General features: G+C 69.1%; 5 protein-coding genes. All 5 read left to right on the top strand.

What is annotated here, in order from left to right; translation table 11 throughout:
- Nucleotides 1-32 precede the first annotated feature (32 nt).
- Genes ACZ59A_RS02840 through ACZ59A_RS02820 form a run of 5 tightly spaced genes read left to right on the top strand, consistent with a single transcriptional unit; the run spans nt 33 to nt 14,368 of the window.
- Nucleotides 33-9,941, top strand: a complete 9,909-nt coding sequence (locus tag ACZ59A_RS02840) for a type I polyketide synthase (RefSeq protein WP_470954607.1) — start codon at nt 33-35, stop codon at nt 9,939-9,941.
- Nucleotides 9,942-9,967: 26 nt separating this feature from the next.
- Nucleotides 9,968-10,744, top strand: coding sequence for an arylamine N-acetyltransferase family protein (locus tag ACZ59A_RS02835; protein ID WP_470952640.1), 777 nt, complete (start codon nt 9,968-9,970; stop codon nt 10,742-10,744).
- A 24-nt stretch (nt 10,745-10,768) separates the two neighbouring features.
- A complete protein-coding gene (gene mhpA, locus ACZ59A_RS02830) occupies nt 10,769-12,382 on the top strand; it encodes a bifunctional 3-(3-hydroxy-phenyl)propionate/3-hydroxycinnamic acid hydroxylase MhpA (protein ID WP_470952638.1) in 1,614 nt (537 codons plus the stop codon).
- A 54-nt stretch (nt 12,383-12,436) separates the two neighbouring features.
- Nucleotides 12,437-13,387 (top strand): class I SAM-dependent methyltransferase, encoded by a 951-nt coding sequence (locus ACZ59A_RS02825; protein WP_470952636.1) that lies wholly within the window; start codon nt 12,437-12,439, stop codon nt 13,385-13,387.
- Between the two features lie 33 nt (nt 13,388-13,420).
- Nucleotides 13,421-14,368 carry a LysR family transcriptional regulator gene (locus ACZ59A_RS02820; RefSeq protein ID WP_470952633.1) on the top strand — a complete coding sequence of 316 codons (948 nt, stop codon included), beginning with the start codon at nt 13,421-13,423 and terminating at the stop codon, nt 14,366-14,368.
- Nucleotides 14,369-14,391: the final 23 nt, after the last annotated feature.

Genomic DNA, 14,391 nt, shown 5'->3' with positions numbered 1-14,391 from the left:
CCGTCGCGGGCTACGGAGGAACTGAAATGTCTGTGTCCGAGGAAAAGCTCATCACCGCCTTGCGCGCCTCGCTCATGGAGAACGAGCAGCTCAAGGAGGAGCGAGACCAGGCCCTGGCGGCCGCGGCCGAGCCCATCGCGATCGTTTCGATGGCCTGTCGCCTGCCGGGCGGCGTCGCTTCGCCCGAGCAGCTCTGGCAGCTGGTGTCCGACGGTGGCGATGGCATCTCCTCGTTTCCGGTGAACCGCGGCTGGGACATCGGCAAGGTCTACGACCCCACACCTGGCCAGCCGGACAAGTCGTACGTGCGGGAGGGCGGATTCCTGCACGACGCGGACGCATTCGATCCCGCGTTCTTCGGGATCAGCCCGCGTGAGGCCCTGGCGATGGACCCCCAGCAGCGATTGCTGCTGGAGGCGTCATGGGAGGTGCTGGAGCGCGCCGGTATCGACCCCACCGGGCTCAAGGGCAGCCGGACCGGCGTATTCACCGGATTGATGTACCACGATTACGAAGCGGCGGCAGCGGCAGGGAGTCTGGTATCGGGCCGGGTGGCGTATGCGTTCGGCTTCGAGGGGCCTGCGGTGACGGTGGATACGGCGTGTTCGTCGTCGTTGGTGGCGTTGCATTCTGCGGTTCAGGCGTTGCGGTCGGGTGAGTGTTCGCTGGCGTTGGCCGGTGGTGTCGCGGTGATGGCGACGCCGGGGAGTTTTGTGGAGTTTTCGCGGCAGCGTGGTCTTGCTCCGGATGGTCGGTGCAAGTCGTTCGCGGCTGGTGCGGACGGTACGGCGTGGGCCGAGGGTGTCGGTCTGCTGTTGCTGGAGCGGTTGTCGGATGCGCGGGCGAACGGCCACCAGGTGCTTGCCGTGGTGCGGGGCAGCGCGGTGAACCAGGATGGTGCGTCGAACGGCATCACGGCGCCGAATGGTCCGTCGCAGCAGCGTGTGATCCGGCAGGCGCTCGCCAATGCGGGTGTGTCGTCCGTCGAGGTCGACGCGGTGGAGGCACATGGGACCGGTACGTCGCTGGGCGATCCGATCGAGGCGCAGGCGCTGCTGGCGACGTACGGCCAGGAGCGTCCGTCCGACTCACCTCTGTGGTTGGGGTCGTTGAAGTCGAACATCGGGCATGCGCAGGCTGCTGCGGGTGTGGCCGGGATTATCAAGATGGTCGAGGCCATGCGGCATGGTGTGCTGCCGAAGACCCTGCACGTGGACGCCCCCTCGCCGCAGGTGGACTGGTCCGCGGGCGCGGTTGAGCTGCTGACCGAGGCGCGTGAGTGGCCGGAGACGGATCGGCCGCGCCGGGCGGCGGTGTCGTCGTTCGGCATCAGCGGGACGAACGCACACGTGATCATCGAGGCCGCCGCCGAGGAGGATGCGTCCGAGCGTGTCGCTTTCGGTGGTGCGGTGCCGTTGGTGGTGTCGGGGAAGTCGCCGGAGGCGGTAAGTGCGCAGGCGGAGCGGCTGGCGGCTTATCTGGGCGATCACGACGCGGTGAGCCTGGCCGACGTGGCGTTCTCGTTGGCGATTTCGCGGGCGCATTTTGATCATCGTGCGGTGGTGGTGGCGGATTCTGCTGATGCGGCGCGGGATGCGCTGGCCTCGGTGCGTGGTGAGGAGGTGTCCTCCGGCCGGTTGGGGGTCGTCTTCACCGGTCAGGGGTCTCAGCGGCTCGGCATGGGTCGTGAGCTGTACGCGGCGTATCCGGTGTTCGCGGAGGCGTTCGATGCGGTGTGTGCGGCCGTGGACGTTGTCCTCGGTCGGTCGCTGAAGGAGATTGTCTTCGGGGAGTCCGAGCTGCTGGACGAGACGGGGTTTGCGCAGCCTGCGTTGTTCGCGGTGGAGGTGGCGCTGTTCCGTCTGGTGGAGTCGTGGGGCGTGCGACCCGATTACGTGGCGGGACACTCCATCGGCGAGGTCGTGGCCGCCTACGTGGCGGGTGTGTGGTCCCTGGAGGACGCGGCGGCGTTGGTGGTGGCGCGGGGCCAGCTGATGCAGGCGCTTCCGGCGGGCGGCGTGATGGTGGCTGTGGAAGCCGCCGAGGATGAGGTCACGCCGCTGCTGACCGAGGGCGTGAGCATTGCCGCGATCAATGGGCCGACCTCGCTGGTGGTGTCGGGTGCCGAGGATGCGGTCTCGGCGGTGACGGAGCGCTTTGAGGGTCGTCGGGTCAAGAAGCTGCGGGTGTCGCATGCCTTCCACTCGCCGCTCATGGACGCGATGTTGGACGACTTCCGCCAGGTCGCGGCCGGTCTGTCCTACAGCCAGCCGCAGCTGCCGGTGGTCTCGAACCTGACCGGTGAGCTGGCTGATCCGCAGCGCCTGTGCTCCCCGGAGTACTGGGTCGAGCACGTCCGTGGCACGGTCCGCTTCGCCGATGGGGTGGAGACCCTGCGGGCGCAGGGGGTGGCCACGTTCCTGGAGCTGGGCCCCGACGGAGTCCTCACCGCGATGGTGGGACAGGACGGCGTGCCGACCCTGCGCCGCGATGTGGCCGACGAGGCCCGCGCGCTGCTCACCGCCATAGGACGGCTGCACGTCCGCGGGGTCGAGGTCGACTGGGAGCAGGTGTTCGCGGGGACGGGCGCGCACCGCGTCGACCTCCCGACGTACGCCTTCCAGCGACAGCGCTACTGGCTGACGTCCGCCGTTTCGGCGGCCGATGAGGCATTGGCGGCCGAGCACCCGTTGCTCAGTACCGTGGTGGCCCTACCGGACACCGGCGGTGTGCTGGGCACGGGGCGTCTCTCCCTGACAGCTCAGCCCTGGCTGGCCGACCACGTCGTATCGGATGTGGTTCTGCTGCCCGGCACCTGCCTGGTCGAGTTGGCGGTCCGTGCCGGGGATGAGGTGGGCGCGGGGTCGTTGCGGGAGTTGGTGATCGAGGCGCCGTTGGTGGTGCCGGACACGGGTGCGGTGCGGGTGCAGGTCTCGGTCGGAGGCGCGCAGGCCGATGGCGTGCGGTCGGTCGCGGTGTACTCGCGGCCCGACGATGCGGTGTCCGAGACGCCGTGGATCCGTCACGCCAGTGGCCAGCTCGCCAACGACGTACCGGCCCCCGCCCACTCCTTCGACGTCTGGCCCCCGGAGGGCGCGGAGCCCGTCGATCTGGAGGGGTTCTACCAGGGGCAGGTGGCGGCGGGGTACGCCTACGGGCCGCTGTTCCAGGGGCTCAGGAACCTCTGGACCCTGGACGGGACCATATTCGCCGAGGTCGCTCTGCCCGAGGACGAGGCGGAGGCGGCGGCCGGGTTCGGGCTGCATCCGGCCCTGCTCGACTCGGTGTTGCACTGTGGCGCCTTCACCGAGCGGAAGGCCGAGGCGGGGAAGGTCATCCTTCCGTTCGCGTGGAGTGGAATGGCCCTGCACGCGGTCGGCGCGTCGGCGCTGCGGGTGCGCATGACACCGACCGGCCCGGAATCCGTCGCGCTGGAGATGGCTGACCGTGACGGGGCCCCGGTGGCGTCGGTCGAGTCGCTGGTGCTGCGCGCCGTCGCCGCGGACCAGATGCAGACGGCCGGGCCGACGACCGGGGCGGACTCCTTGTTCCGTATCCAGTGGACGGAGCTGCCGGTCGACGCCGCGGCGGGGGCCGTGGCTCCCCGCGCGGTGTCGATGTCCTGGGACGTCGAGGAGCTGGTCAGCTCCGGTGCGGCGCTGCCGGACGTGCTGGTCGTGGACGCGATCGACGGCGTGGTGACCGCCGAGCGCGCACGGGGCCTGGCGGGCAGGGTGCTGGGCATCATCCAGGCGTTTCTGGCCGCTCCGGAGCTGGACGCCAGCCGGTTGGTGGTGGCCACCCGGGGTGCGGTCGGCGTGTCCGGCGATGTCGAGGTGACCGACCCGGCGGGTGCCGCGGTGTGGGGCCTGGTGCGTTCCGCGCAGGCGGAGAACCCGGGCCGCATCGTGCTGATGGACGTGGACGAGCACCACGATTCGCGCAGCGCGATGGCGGGTGTGCTCGCGGCAGACGAACCGCAGGTGGCGGTGCGCGGCGGGGCGGTGTGGATTCCACGGCTGGTACGTACGCCCGCCGAGGCCGACCCCTCACCGCGCCTGGATCCCGAGGGCACTGTGCTGATCACGGGCGGCACGGGGACGCTGGGCGGTTTGGTGGCGCGCCATCTCATCACCCGACACGGCGTGCGCAAGCTGCTGTTGGTGAGCCGCCGTGGCATGGAGGCGACGGGCGCCGAAGAGCTTACGGCCGACCTGGCGCAGCTCGGTGCGGACGTCACTGTGGTGGCCTGCGACGTATCGAAGCGTCGAGCGGTGAAGAAGCTGCTGGCGGGTATTCCCGCGGATGCGCCGCTGACGGGTGTGGTGCATACGGCGGGTGTGCTCGATGACGGTGTGATCGCGAGCCTGACCGCGGAGCGTCTGGGTGCGGTGTTCCGGCCGAAGGTCGATGCGGCGCTGATGCTGCATGAGCTGACGCGCGACCTCGACCTCTCGGCGTTCGTGGTGTTCTCCTCCGCGGCCGGTGCGGTCGGCGGCCCAGGGCAGGGCAACTACTCGGCGGCGAACGCCTTCCTGGACGCCTTCGCACAGTGGCGGCGGGCACAGGGGCTGCCCGCGGTGTCCCTGGGGTGGGGGCTCTGGGCGCAGTCCGGCGGAATGATCGAGACGATGAGCGAGTCCGACCAGGCCCGCATGGGGCGTGGCGGGGTACAGCCGCTCTCTTCCGACGAGGGCATGGCGCTCTTCGACGTCGGCCTGAGCACGGACGACTCCGTGTTGGTGCCGGTGAAGTTCGACTTCGCCGCCCTGGCGGCACAGGCCCAAGCGGGCCGACTCCCCTCCATCCTGCGCGGATTGGTCCGTCAGCCACGACGGACAGCCCAGACCACCGCCGCCGCTACGACGACACAGCACGAGGGACTGGCTGGTCGGTTGTTGGGGTTGTCGCGTGAGGAGCAGGGGCGGGTGTTGGTGGATGTGGTGTGTGGCGAGGTGGCGGTGGTGTTGGGGCATGCGAGTGCCGGGAGTGTGGGGGCGCGGCAGGCGTTCAGCGATTTGGGATTTGATTCGCTGACGGCGGTGGAGTTGCGGAATCGGTTGAATGCGGTTTCGGGTTTGCGGTTGCCTGCGACGTTGATTTTTGACTATCCGTCGCCGGTGGTGTTGGCGGAGTTTTTGCGCGGGGAATTGGTGGGGGAGGTGGCGGCTGAGCCGGTGGTGGGTTCGGCTGTCGTAGGGCCGGTGTCGGATGATCCGGTGGCGATTGTGGCGATGGGCTGCCGTCTGCCGGGGGGTGTGGGTTCGCCCGAGGATCTGTGGCGGCTGGTGTCGGAGGGCCGGGATGGTATTTCCCTGTTCCCGGAGGACCGTGGCTGGGATGTGGCGAATCTTTTTGATCCGGATCCTGGCCGGGTGGGGAAGTCGTCGGTGCGTCATGGCGGGTTCTTGCATGATGCGGGTGAGTTCGATCCGGGGTTTTTCGGGATCAGTCCGCGTGAGGCGTTGGCGATGGATCCGCAGCAGCGGTTGCTGCTGGAGGTGTCGTGGGAGGTGCTGGAGCGGGCGGGTATCGACCCGACCTCGTTGCGCGGGAGCCGGACCGGAGTCTTCGCCGGAGCCATGTACCACGACTACGGCACCATGGTGAAACGCGTACCGGAAGAGCTGGAAGGCTTCCTGGGCAACGGCAACGCGGGCAGCTTCATCACCGGCCGGGTGGCGTATGCGTTCGGCTTCGAGGGGCCTGCGGTGACGGTGGATACGGCGTGTTCGTCGTCGTTGGTGGCGTTGCATTCTGCGGTTCAGGCGTTGCGGTCGGGTGAGTGTTCGCTGGCGTTGGCCGGTGGTGTCGCGGTGATGGCGACGCCGGGGAGTTTTGTGGAGTTTTCGCGGCAGCGTGGTCTTGCTCTGGATGGTCGGTGCAAGTCGTTCGCGGCTGGTGCGGACGGTACGGCGTGGGCCGAGGGTGTCGGTCTGCTGTTGCTGGAGCGGTTGTCGGATGCGCGGGCGAACGGCCACCAGGTGCTTGCCGTGGTCCGAGGCGTCGCGGTGAACCAGGACGGTGCGTCGAACGGCATCACGGCGCCGAATGGTCCGTCGCAGCAGCGTGTGATCCGACAGGCGCTCGCCAATGCGGGTGTGTCGTCCGTCGAGGTCGACGCGGTGGAGGCACATGGGACCGGTACGTCGCTGGGCGATCCGATCGAGGCGCAGGCGCTGCTGGCGACGTACGGCCAGGAGCGTCCGTCCGACTCACCTCTGTGGTTGGGGTCGTTGAAGTCGAACATCGGGCATGCGCAGGCTGCTGCGGGTGTGGCCGGGATCATCAAGATGGTCGAGGCGATGCGGCATGGTGTGCTGCCGAAGACGCTGCATGTGGATGCCCCTTCGCCGCAGGTGGATTGGTCTGCGGGTGCGGTGGAGCTGCTGACGGAGTCGCGTGAGTGGCCGGAGACGGATCGGCCGCGCCGGGCGGCGGTGTCGTCGTTCGGTATCAGCGGGACGAATGCGCATGTGGTGCTGGAGCAGGTGGTGGAGGAGCCTGCCGTCGAGCGTGTGGTGTCTGGCGGTGTGGTGCCGCTGGTGGTGTCGGGGAAGTCGGCGGAAGCGGTGAGTGCGCAGGCCGGGCAACTGGCGGCCTATCTGGGCGATCACGACGCGGTGAGCCTGGCCGACGTGGCGTTCTCGTTGGCGATTTCGCGGGCGCATTTTGATCATCGTGCGGTGGTGGTGGCGGATTCTGCTGATGCGGCGCGGGATGCGCTGGCCTCGGTGCGCGGTGAGGAGGTGTCCTCCGGCCGGTTGGGGGTCGTCTTCACCGGTCAGGGGTCTCAGCGGCTCGGCATGGGTCGTGAGCTGTACGCGGCCTATCCCGTCTTCGCCGAGGCGTTCGACCAGGTATGCGCAGCCGTGGACGTCGTCCTTGGCCGGTCGCTGAAGGAGGTCGTCTTCGGCGAGTCCGAGCTGCTGGACGAGACGGGATTCGCGCAGCCTGCGCTATTCGCGGTGGAGGTGGCGCTGTTCCGTCTCGTGGAGTCGTGGGGCGTGCGGCCCGATTACGTGGCGGGGCACTCCATCGGCGAGGTCGTGGCCGCCTACGTGGCGGGCGTGTGGTCCCTGGAGGACGCGGCGGCGTTGGTGGTGGCCCGAGGTCAGCTGATGCAGGCGCTTCCGGCGGGCGGCGTGATGGTGGCCGTGGAAGCCAGCGAGGACGAGGTCACCCCGCTGCTGACCGACGGCGTGAGCATCGCGGCCATCAACGGACCGACGTCTCTGGTGCTCTCCGGAGCTGAAGATGCAGTCTCGGCGGTGACGGAGCGCTTTGAGGGTCGTCGGGTCAAGAAGCTGCGGGTGTCGCATGCCTTCCATTCGTCGCTGATGGACGCGATGTTGGATGACTTCCGCCAGGTCGCAGCGGGTCTGTCCTACAGCGATCCGCAGTTGCCGGTGGTGTCGAATCTGACGGGTGAGCTGGCTGATCCGCAGCGCCTGTGCTCCCCGGAGTACTGGGTCGAGCACGTCCGTGGCACGGTCCGCTTCGCCGACGGGGTGGAGACCCTGCGGGCGCAGGGGGTGGCCACGTTCCTGGAGCTGGGCCCCGACGGAGTCCTCACCGCGATGGTGGGGCAGGACGGCGTGCCGACCCTGCGCCGCGATGTGGCCGACGAGGCCCGCGCGCTGCTCACCGCCATAGGACGGCTGCACGTTCGAGGGATCGCGGTCGACTGGGAGCAGGTGTTCGCGGGGACGGGCGCGCACCGCGTCGACCTCCCGACGTACGCCTTCCAACGGCAGCGCTACTGGCTCGAAGGCGAAGCCGACCCCGAACCCCTCACCAGCGACTACGACGCCGAGTTCTGGGAGGTTGTCGAGCGCGGCGACACCCATGCGCTGGCGCGGACGCTCAGCCTTGAGACGGCGGCGCTGGATGAGGTGCTGCCCGCCCTGTCCACGTGGCGCAGCCGTCGGCAGGAACAGTCGACGGTCGACGAGTGGCGGTATCGGATCGCGTGGCAACCGATCGACGCGCCCGCCGACGCCACCGTCACCGGCGCCTGGCTGCTGCTGGTGCCCGCCGGATACGACGGTCCGCTGGTGGAGTCCATCGGCGGTGCGCTGGCCGAGCGCGGCGGCGATGTCCTGCCCGTAACGGTGGGCGATGAGGATCGTCAGTCGCTGGCCGACCTCATCGGTGCACGGCTGGACACCGTGGCAGGCGACCTGTCCGGGGTGATGTCCCTGCTGGCGCTGGACGATCGCCCGTATCGCTCGTACGACCCGTACCCCGCCCTGTCCGCCGGGCTGGCCGCGACGGTGACGCTCGTGCAGGCGCTGGGCGACCGGGGCGTCACCGCGCCCCTGTGGTGCGTGACGACGGGGGCGGTGGCCGTCAGGGAGGACGGCGAGCTGACGAGCCTGTTCCAGCACATGGCGTGGGGCGTGGGCACGGTGCTGTCCCTCGACCACCCCAAGACGTGGGGCGGTCTCATCGATCTGTCCGCCGAGCCCGACCAGCGGGCGCTGGGGCAGCTGGCCGCGACGCTGTCGGGGGTGGACGGCGAGGACCAGGTGGCGATCCGCCCCGAGGGCGTCTTCGCCCGCCGGATGGAGCGCGCCAGGGCCGCAGCGGACGCTACGGGCGCGGCGAACGCAGCGGACGCGGTGTCATCGCCGTGGACCCCGCGCGGCACGGTCCTCATCACCGGGGGCACCGGCGGTATCGGCGCCCATGTCGCGCGTTGGGCCGCCGGTCTGGGCGCCGACCATCTGTTGCTGATCAGCCGCCGTGGGCGGGACGCCGAAGGGGCGGCCGACCTGGAGGCGGAGCTGAGCGCGCTCGGCGCGCGCGTCACCATCGAATCCTGCGATGTGACCGACCGCGCCGCCTTGGCCAAGCTGATCGCCGATGTGCCGGTCGCCCATCCGCTGACCGCCGTGTTCCACACGGCGGGCGTCGCCCAGGAGCCGCGGCAGCTCGCCGACATCACCATCGAGCAGTTCGCCGAGGTGGGGATGGCGAAGGTGGCCGGAGCGGCCCATCTTGACGAGCTGCTGGCGGACGAGGAACTCGACGCCTTCGTGGTGTTCTCCTCCGGCGCCGCCGCCTGGGGCGCCGCCGGGCAGAGCGCCTACGCGGCCGCGAACGCCTTCGTCGAGGCGCTGGTCCGGCGCCGCCGGGCGGCTGGACGGCCTGCCACCGCGGTGGCCTGGGGCGGCTGGGCCGGTGGGGGCATGGTCGACGCCTCCGTGGCGGACGAGTTCGCCGGGGCCGGGGTGGTGCTCATGGAGCCCCGGTTGGCCGTATCGGCGCTGGCCCGGGCGATGGGCCGGGACGAAGGCCACCTGGTGGTGGCGGGCATCGACTGGGCCCGGTTCGCGCCCTCCTTCCTGGTCGCACGGGACCGGCCGCTGCTGCGTGGCATCCCGGAGGTGGCCGCGCTCGCCGCGGCGCACACGACCGCGACGGCGCCGGAGCCCGGCGGGGCGCGGCAACGCGGGCGGGACGCCGCGGAGTTGCGGTCACGCCTGACCGGGCTGTCCGCGCCGGAACAGCACCGGACCCTGGTCGACGTGGTGTGCGGCGAGGCTGCGAGCGTGCTGGGGCATGCGGGGAAGGACCTGGTACGCGACGGTGTCGCGCTGCTGGACATCGGGTTCGACTCGCTGACCGGGCTGGAGCTTCGTAACCGGCTCAATGAGCTGTCCGGGCTGGAGCTGCCACCCGGACTGATCTTCGACCAGCCCACCGCGGGCATGATCGCCGACTTGATGCTGGAAGCACTGCTGCCCGGCCTCGCCGTGCCGTCGGCTTCCGTGGCGGACGAGCCATCCGTGGCGGACGAGCCATCCGTGGCGGAGGAGCTGGACAAGCTGGAATCCGCCATGTCGAGGGCCGTACAGGACGACGCCACGACGCGTGAGCTCGTGGTCACGCGACTGCGCGAGCTGTTGGTCAAGTGGGACGACGTGAACGCGTGACGATCCGGGAGAAAAGAGAAATCCGCATGTTCGAGGTCGACACCTATCTGCGCCGTATCGGTTTCACGGGGGAGCCCGAGCCCACCGTCGAGACCTTACGGGCGCTGCACAAGGGACACCTCATGTCGGTGGCCTACGACAGCAGCCACTTCATCAACAGCTTCACCGGCTTCCGGAACGTGGTCGACATCGACATCGACCAGGCGTTCACCGACATCGTCGTGAACGGAAACGGGGGAGTGTGCCATGACCTCAATGGCCTCTTCCGGCGGCTGCTGGCGGAACTCGGCTACGACGTCGCGATACTCGCGGCCTCGCAGCGGTGGCCGAACGGCCGGTTCGGCCCCGACCTGGAGCACACCTTCGGCTGTGTGCGGCTCGACGGCGACACCTGGCTGGTCGATGTGGGCTTCGCCGGACCCTCCTACCTGGAGCCGCTGCGGGTGAGCGGCGAGGTCAGCCACCAGTACGGATGCGACTACCGGCTGACCGAACAGGGCGCCTATCACGTCGTGGAACGCAAGGACCGGGCCGGTGACTGGCGGCCGGTCTACCGCTTCGAACTCAGGCCCCGCGAGGTCGCCGAGTGGGACAGCCCGCAGCACACGGGGGTGGACGAGGTCGTGGGCGACTCGCTGTTCGCGGGGACCGCGCTACGGGGACGCGCACTGCCCGACGGCCAGCTGGTGCTGACCGGGAAGCGGCTGCTGCGGGTGGAGGACGGCTACGAGAAGATCCGCACACTGATCGATCCGGCCGAGTACGACCGCGTCGTCAAGGACATCCTGGCCGGGAACGGCTGAGGCCCGGGTCGAATGGAGACGACGATGCGACCCGAGTCCGACGCACCCGAATGCGACGTGGCCATCATCGGCTACGGGCCGGTCGGCCAGGTGCTGTCCAACATGCTGGCCCAGCGCGGCTGGCGCGTGACGGCCATCGAGCGCTGGCCCGAGCCCTACCCCATGCCGCGCGCCGTCGGCTTCGACGACGAGGCCGCCCGGATCCTCGCCACCATGGGAATCGGGCAGTTCCTGGACACGGTGGGGGAGAACTCCCGGGACTACGGCTGGCGCAACGCGGCGGGCGAAACGCTGGTCTACATGGAGAGCGCCGCGGACGGCCACTGCGGCTGGCCGCAAGCCACGGCGATGTATCAGCCCGGGCTGGAATCGACGCTCATCAGCCGGGGCGAGGACTTCCCCAACCTCCGGGTGATCCGTGGCCATGAGGCGGTGGAGCTGGAGGACCACGGGGATCACGTCGAGATCGTCACGGAGGACACCGACGCGAACGAGCGCACGCTGACCGCCCGTTGGGTCATCGGATGCGACGGCGCGAACAGCTTCGTGCGGGAGTGCATGGACACCTCGCTGACCGACCTGGGGTTCTTCTACGACTGGCTGATCTGCGACGTGGTGCTGAACGAACCGCGCGAATACCGGCCGAACAACCTGCAGATCTGCGACCCGGCCCGGCCCCGGACCGCGGTGTCGGCCGGGCCCGGACACCGCCGCTTCGAGTTCATGCGGCTGCCCGGGGAGAGCATCGAGGAGCTGGAGAAGGAGGACACCCTCTGGCGCCTGCTCGCCATGTTCGACATCGGCCCCGACGACGCGACGCTGGAGCGCCACGCCGTGTACACCTTCCAGGCGCGCTGGGCCGGGCAATGGCACACCGGACGGCTCCTGCTCGCCGGGGACTCCGCCCATCTGATGCCCCCGTTCGCGGGGCAGGGGATGTGTTCGGGGCTCCGGGACGTGGCCAATCTGTCCTGGAAGCTCGACCTGGTGCTGCGCGGACTGGCGGACGAGCGCCTGCTGGACACGTACACCGCCGAGCGGCGCGCGCACGTCCAGCACGCCATCACCACGTCGGTGAAACTGGGCAAGGTCATCTGCGTCACCGATCCCGTCGCGGCGGCCGACCGGGACGCGATCATGCTTGCCGGGCGGGAACGCAGCGGTGTGACGGCGCTGCCCATGTCGACGCCGATCCCGCTGTCCGAGGGGCTGCTGCACTGCGCGGCGGACGGTGCACCGATCGGCCCGGCCGGTGCCCTGACCCCGCAGGCCCGGGTGGCGAGCGGGGACCGGACCGGCCTGTTCGACGAGGTGGTCGGGCTGGGCTTCGTGCTGCTGGCGTCGGTCGACCCGAGGCTCTTCCTCGACGCCGGGCAGGCGGAATTCCTCGAAGGGCTCGGCACCCGGTTCGTCCATGTGCTGCCCTCCGGCACCGACCCAAAGGGGCTGGCCACCGGCACCGTGGTCGACGTCGACGACCGCTATCTGCCCTATCTGGACGAGGCCGGGGCGACGGCCCTTCTGATACGCCCCGACTTCAACGCCTTCGGCGCGGCGGTCCGGGCCGATGAATTGGGCTCGCTGGCCGAGGAACTGCGCCGCCAGCTCGGGAACCCGAAGCCCGCACCCACCAAGTAAAACCAGAACACCGCGAGAGAACGCGGCAAGAGAACGCAGCAAGAGAGGAAGACCATGGGTTCACGCGAGGATATGTACGGGCTGTTCTCGAGCGTCAACGAGATCAACCTCAACGGCGAACGGAACCGGGGGAGCGCCAAGGACGGGAAGCTCAAGAACTCCATCGCCGTCAGTTACGACATGCAGGCGCAGATGTCGAGGAAGGGCATCCTGTGGAACTGGGGGTTTCATGACGACCAGATCGCCAAGGAGATCAGCGCGAGGATCCCGGATTTCCTGAACTACGACACCGACGGGTTCTCCGAGGAGCTGTACTTCTTCGCGCTCAAGCAGGTGCCCTTCGACCTGGACGACTTCGCGGACAAGTCCGTGCTCGAAGTCGGCTGTGGCCTGGGGGAGGGACTGAACTTCCTCTCGCGCGTCACCAAGGCGGCTGGAATGGTGGGTCTCGACCTGTCGGAGCAGGCCGTCAAGCGGGCCAATGCCTCACTGGGCAGGGACGGTCTGAGCTATGTCCAGGGGGATGCCGAGAAGCTTCCCTTCGAGGACGGGGAGTTCGATGTCGTCCTCAACATCGAGAGCGCGCACAACTACCCGAACCTGGAAACGTTCCTGACCGAGGTCGCGCGCGTGCTCAAGCCGGGCGGCTACTTCTCGCACGTCGATCTGTTCACCACACAGCGGCAGGCGGAGATGGCGGAGCTGAAGGCGAAGGACCTCGGTCTGGAATGGATGCACGAGCGCGACATCTCGCCGGAGGTCAAGGCCGCGATTCACGGGCGGCTGGCTCCTGACGGCTCCTTCCACAAGGCGCTGGCGGGGCAGCGCATGGGAATGGTCCAGCGCCATATGGCCAAGCGGGTGGGGCCGGATGCCGTCGGCGGTTCGTTCGCCGGTTACCACGACAGCGGTTCCACCAAGCTGCTGAAGAAGATGGGCGTCCTGCCGTCGCAGTTCATGCCGCCGGTCGACAGCTACCGCCACATGGTGGCCAAGAAGCGCTGACCTGCGGCAACGGTACGAAGGAGGGAGGGGCAAATGAGGAACCCGAATCTGGTCAACATGGACCTCAACCTGCTCGTGCCATTGCACGCGCTCCTCGTCGAGCGAAGCGTCACGAAGGCCGGGGAGCGGCTGTCCTTGGGGCAGCCGACCATGAGTACCGCACTGGCGAAGCTGCGTCGCGTCTTCGACGATCCGCTGTTGCTCAGGGACGGCCGTGAGTGGGTGCTGAGCCCCTTGGCGGATTCCCTGGTGAAGCAGCTCGAAGACGTCCTGTCGCAGATCGGGTATTTGCTCGGCGGTACGGCGAGTTTCGACCCCGCTTCCAGCCGGCGGACGTTCACCGTGGTCGCCGACGATTACTCGGCGGTCCTGCTGATGGGCCCGCTGTGGGAAGAGGTTGCCGAACGCGCGCCGCAGGTGCGCATCAATCTGATCTCGCATCAGGCCGGGCCGCTGGACATGCTGCGGCAGAAGAAGTGCGATCTCGTACTCCGGCATCAGGCGGCGGATTCCGGCGGCGCCTGCGCCTTTCCCGGTGACGTGCTGTTGTCCGACGACTTCGTCGGGGTGGTGGCCGAGGACCATCCCGACGTCGGCGGCCAGCTGTTCGCCGAGCATCTCGCGCGTCTGCCCTATGTGCAGGTGGGCGGGTCCGCGATGGCGTTGGCCGAGGCGCACTTCCGGAAGTCCTTTCTGCCGGGGAACGCGGTCGCCACCACGGAGACCGTGACCTCTGCCCTGCATATGCTGCCCGGCACGCGGATGTTCACGATCACGCAGCGGCGGCTTTTCGACAGATTCGGCAGGGCGCTCGGGCTCCGCGCGGCCGAGATCGAGGCGCCGAGGACCGCCGTGACCGAAGTGATGTACTGGCATCCCCAGTCCTCGGCGGATCCCGCGCAGCAGTGGCTTCGCTCGACAATCCTGCGGCTCGCCGCGGGATTGTCCGGCCAGGAGCAGCACCGAGCGGTGGCCGCGTGAACAGGTATCGACGCCAGTGATGT

It is taken from the genome of Streptomyces sp. NPDC040405, assembly GCF_055595765.1.
Note: the sequence above shows the minus strand (reverse complement) of the source record. Positions and strands in the feature narration are given on the sequence as shown.

Coding starts and splice junctions, on each gene's coding strand:
- ACZ59A_RS02825 (WP_470952636.1), top strand. CDS start 12,437: ATGGGTTCACGCGAGGATATGTACGGGCTGTTCTCGAGCGTCAACGAG.
- ACZ59A_RS02835 (WP_470952640.1), top strand. CDS start 9,968: ATGTTCGAGGTCGACACCTATCTGCGCCGTATCGGTTTCACGGGGGAG.
- mhpA (WP_470952638.1), top strand. CDS start 10,769: ATGCGACCCGAGTCCGACGCACCCGAATGCGACGTGGCCATCATCGGC.
- ACZ59A_RS02820 (WP_470952633.1), top strand. CDS start 13,421: ATGAGGAACCCGAATCTGGTCAACATGGACCTCAACCTGCTCGTGCCA.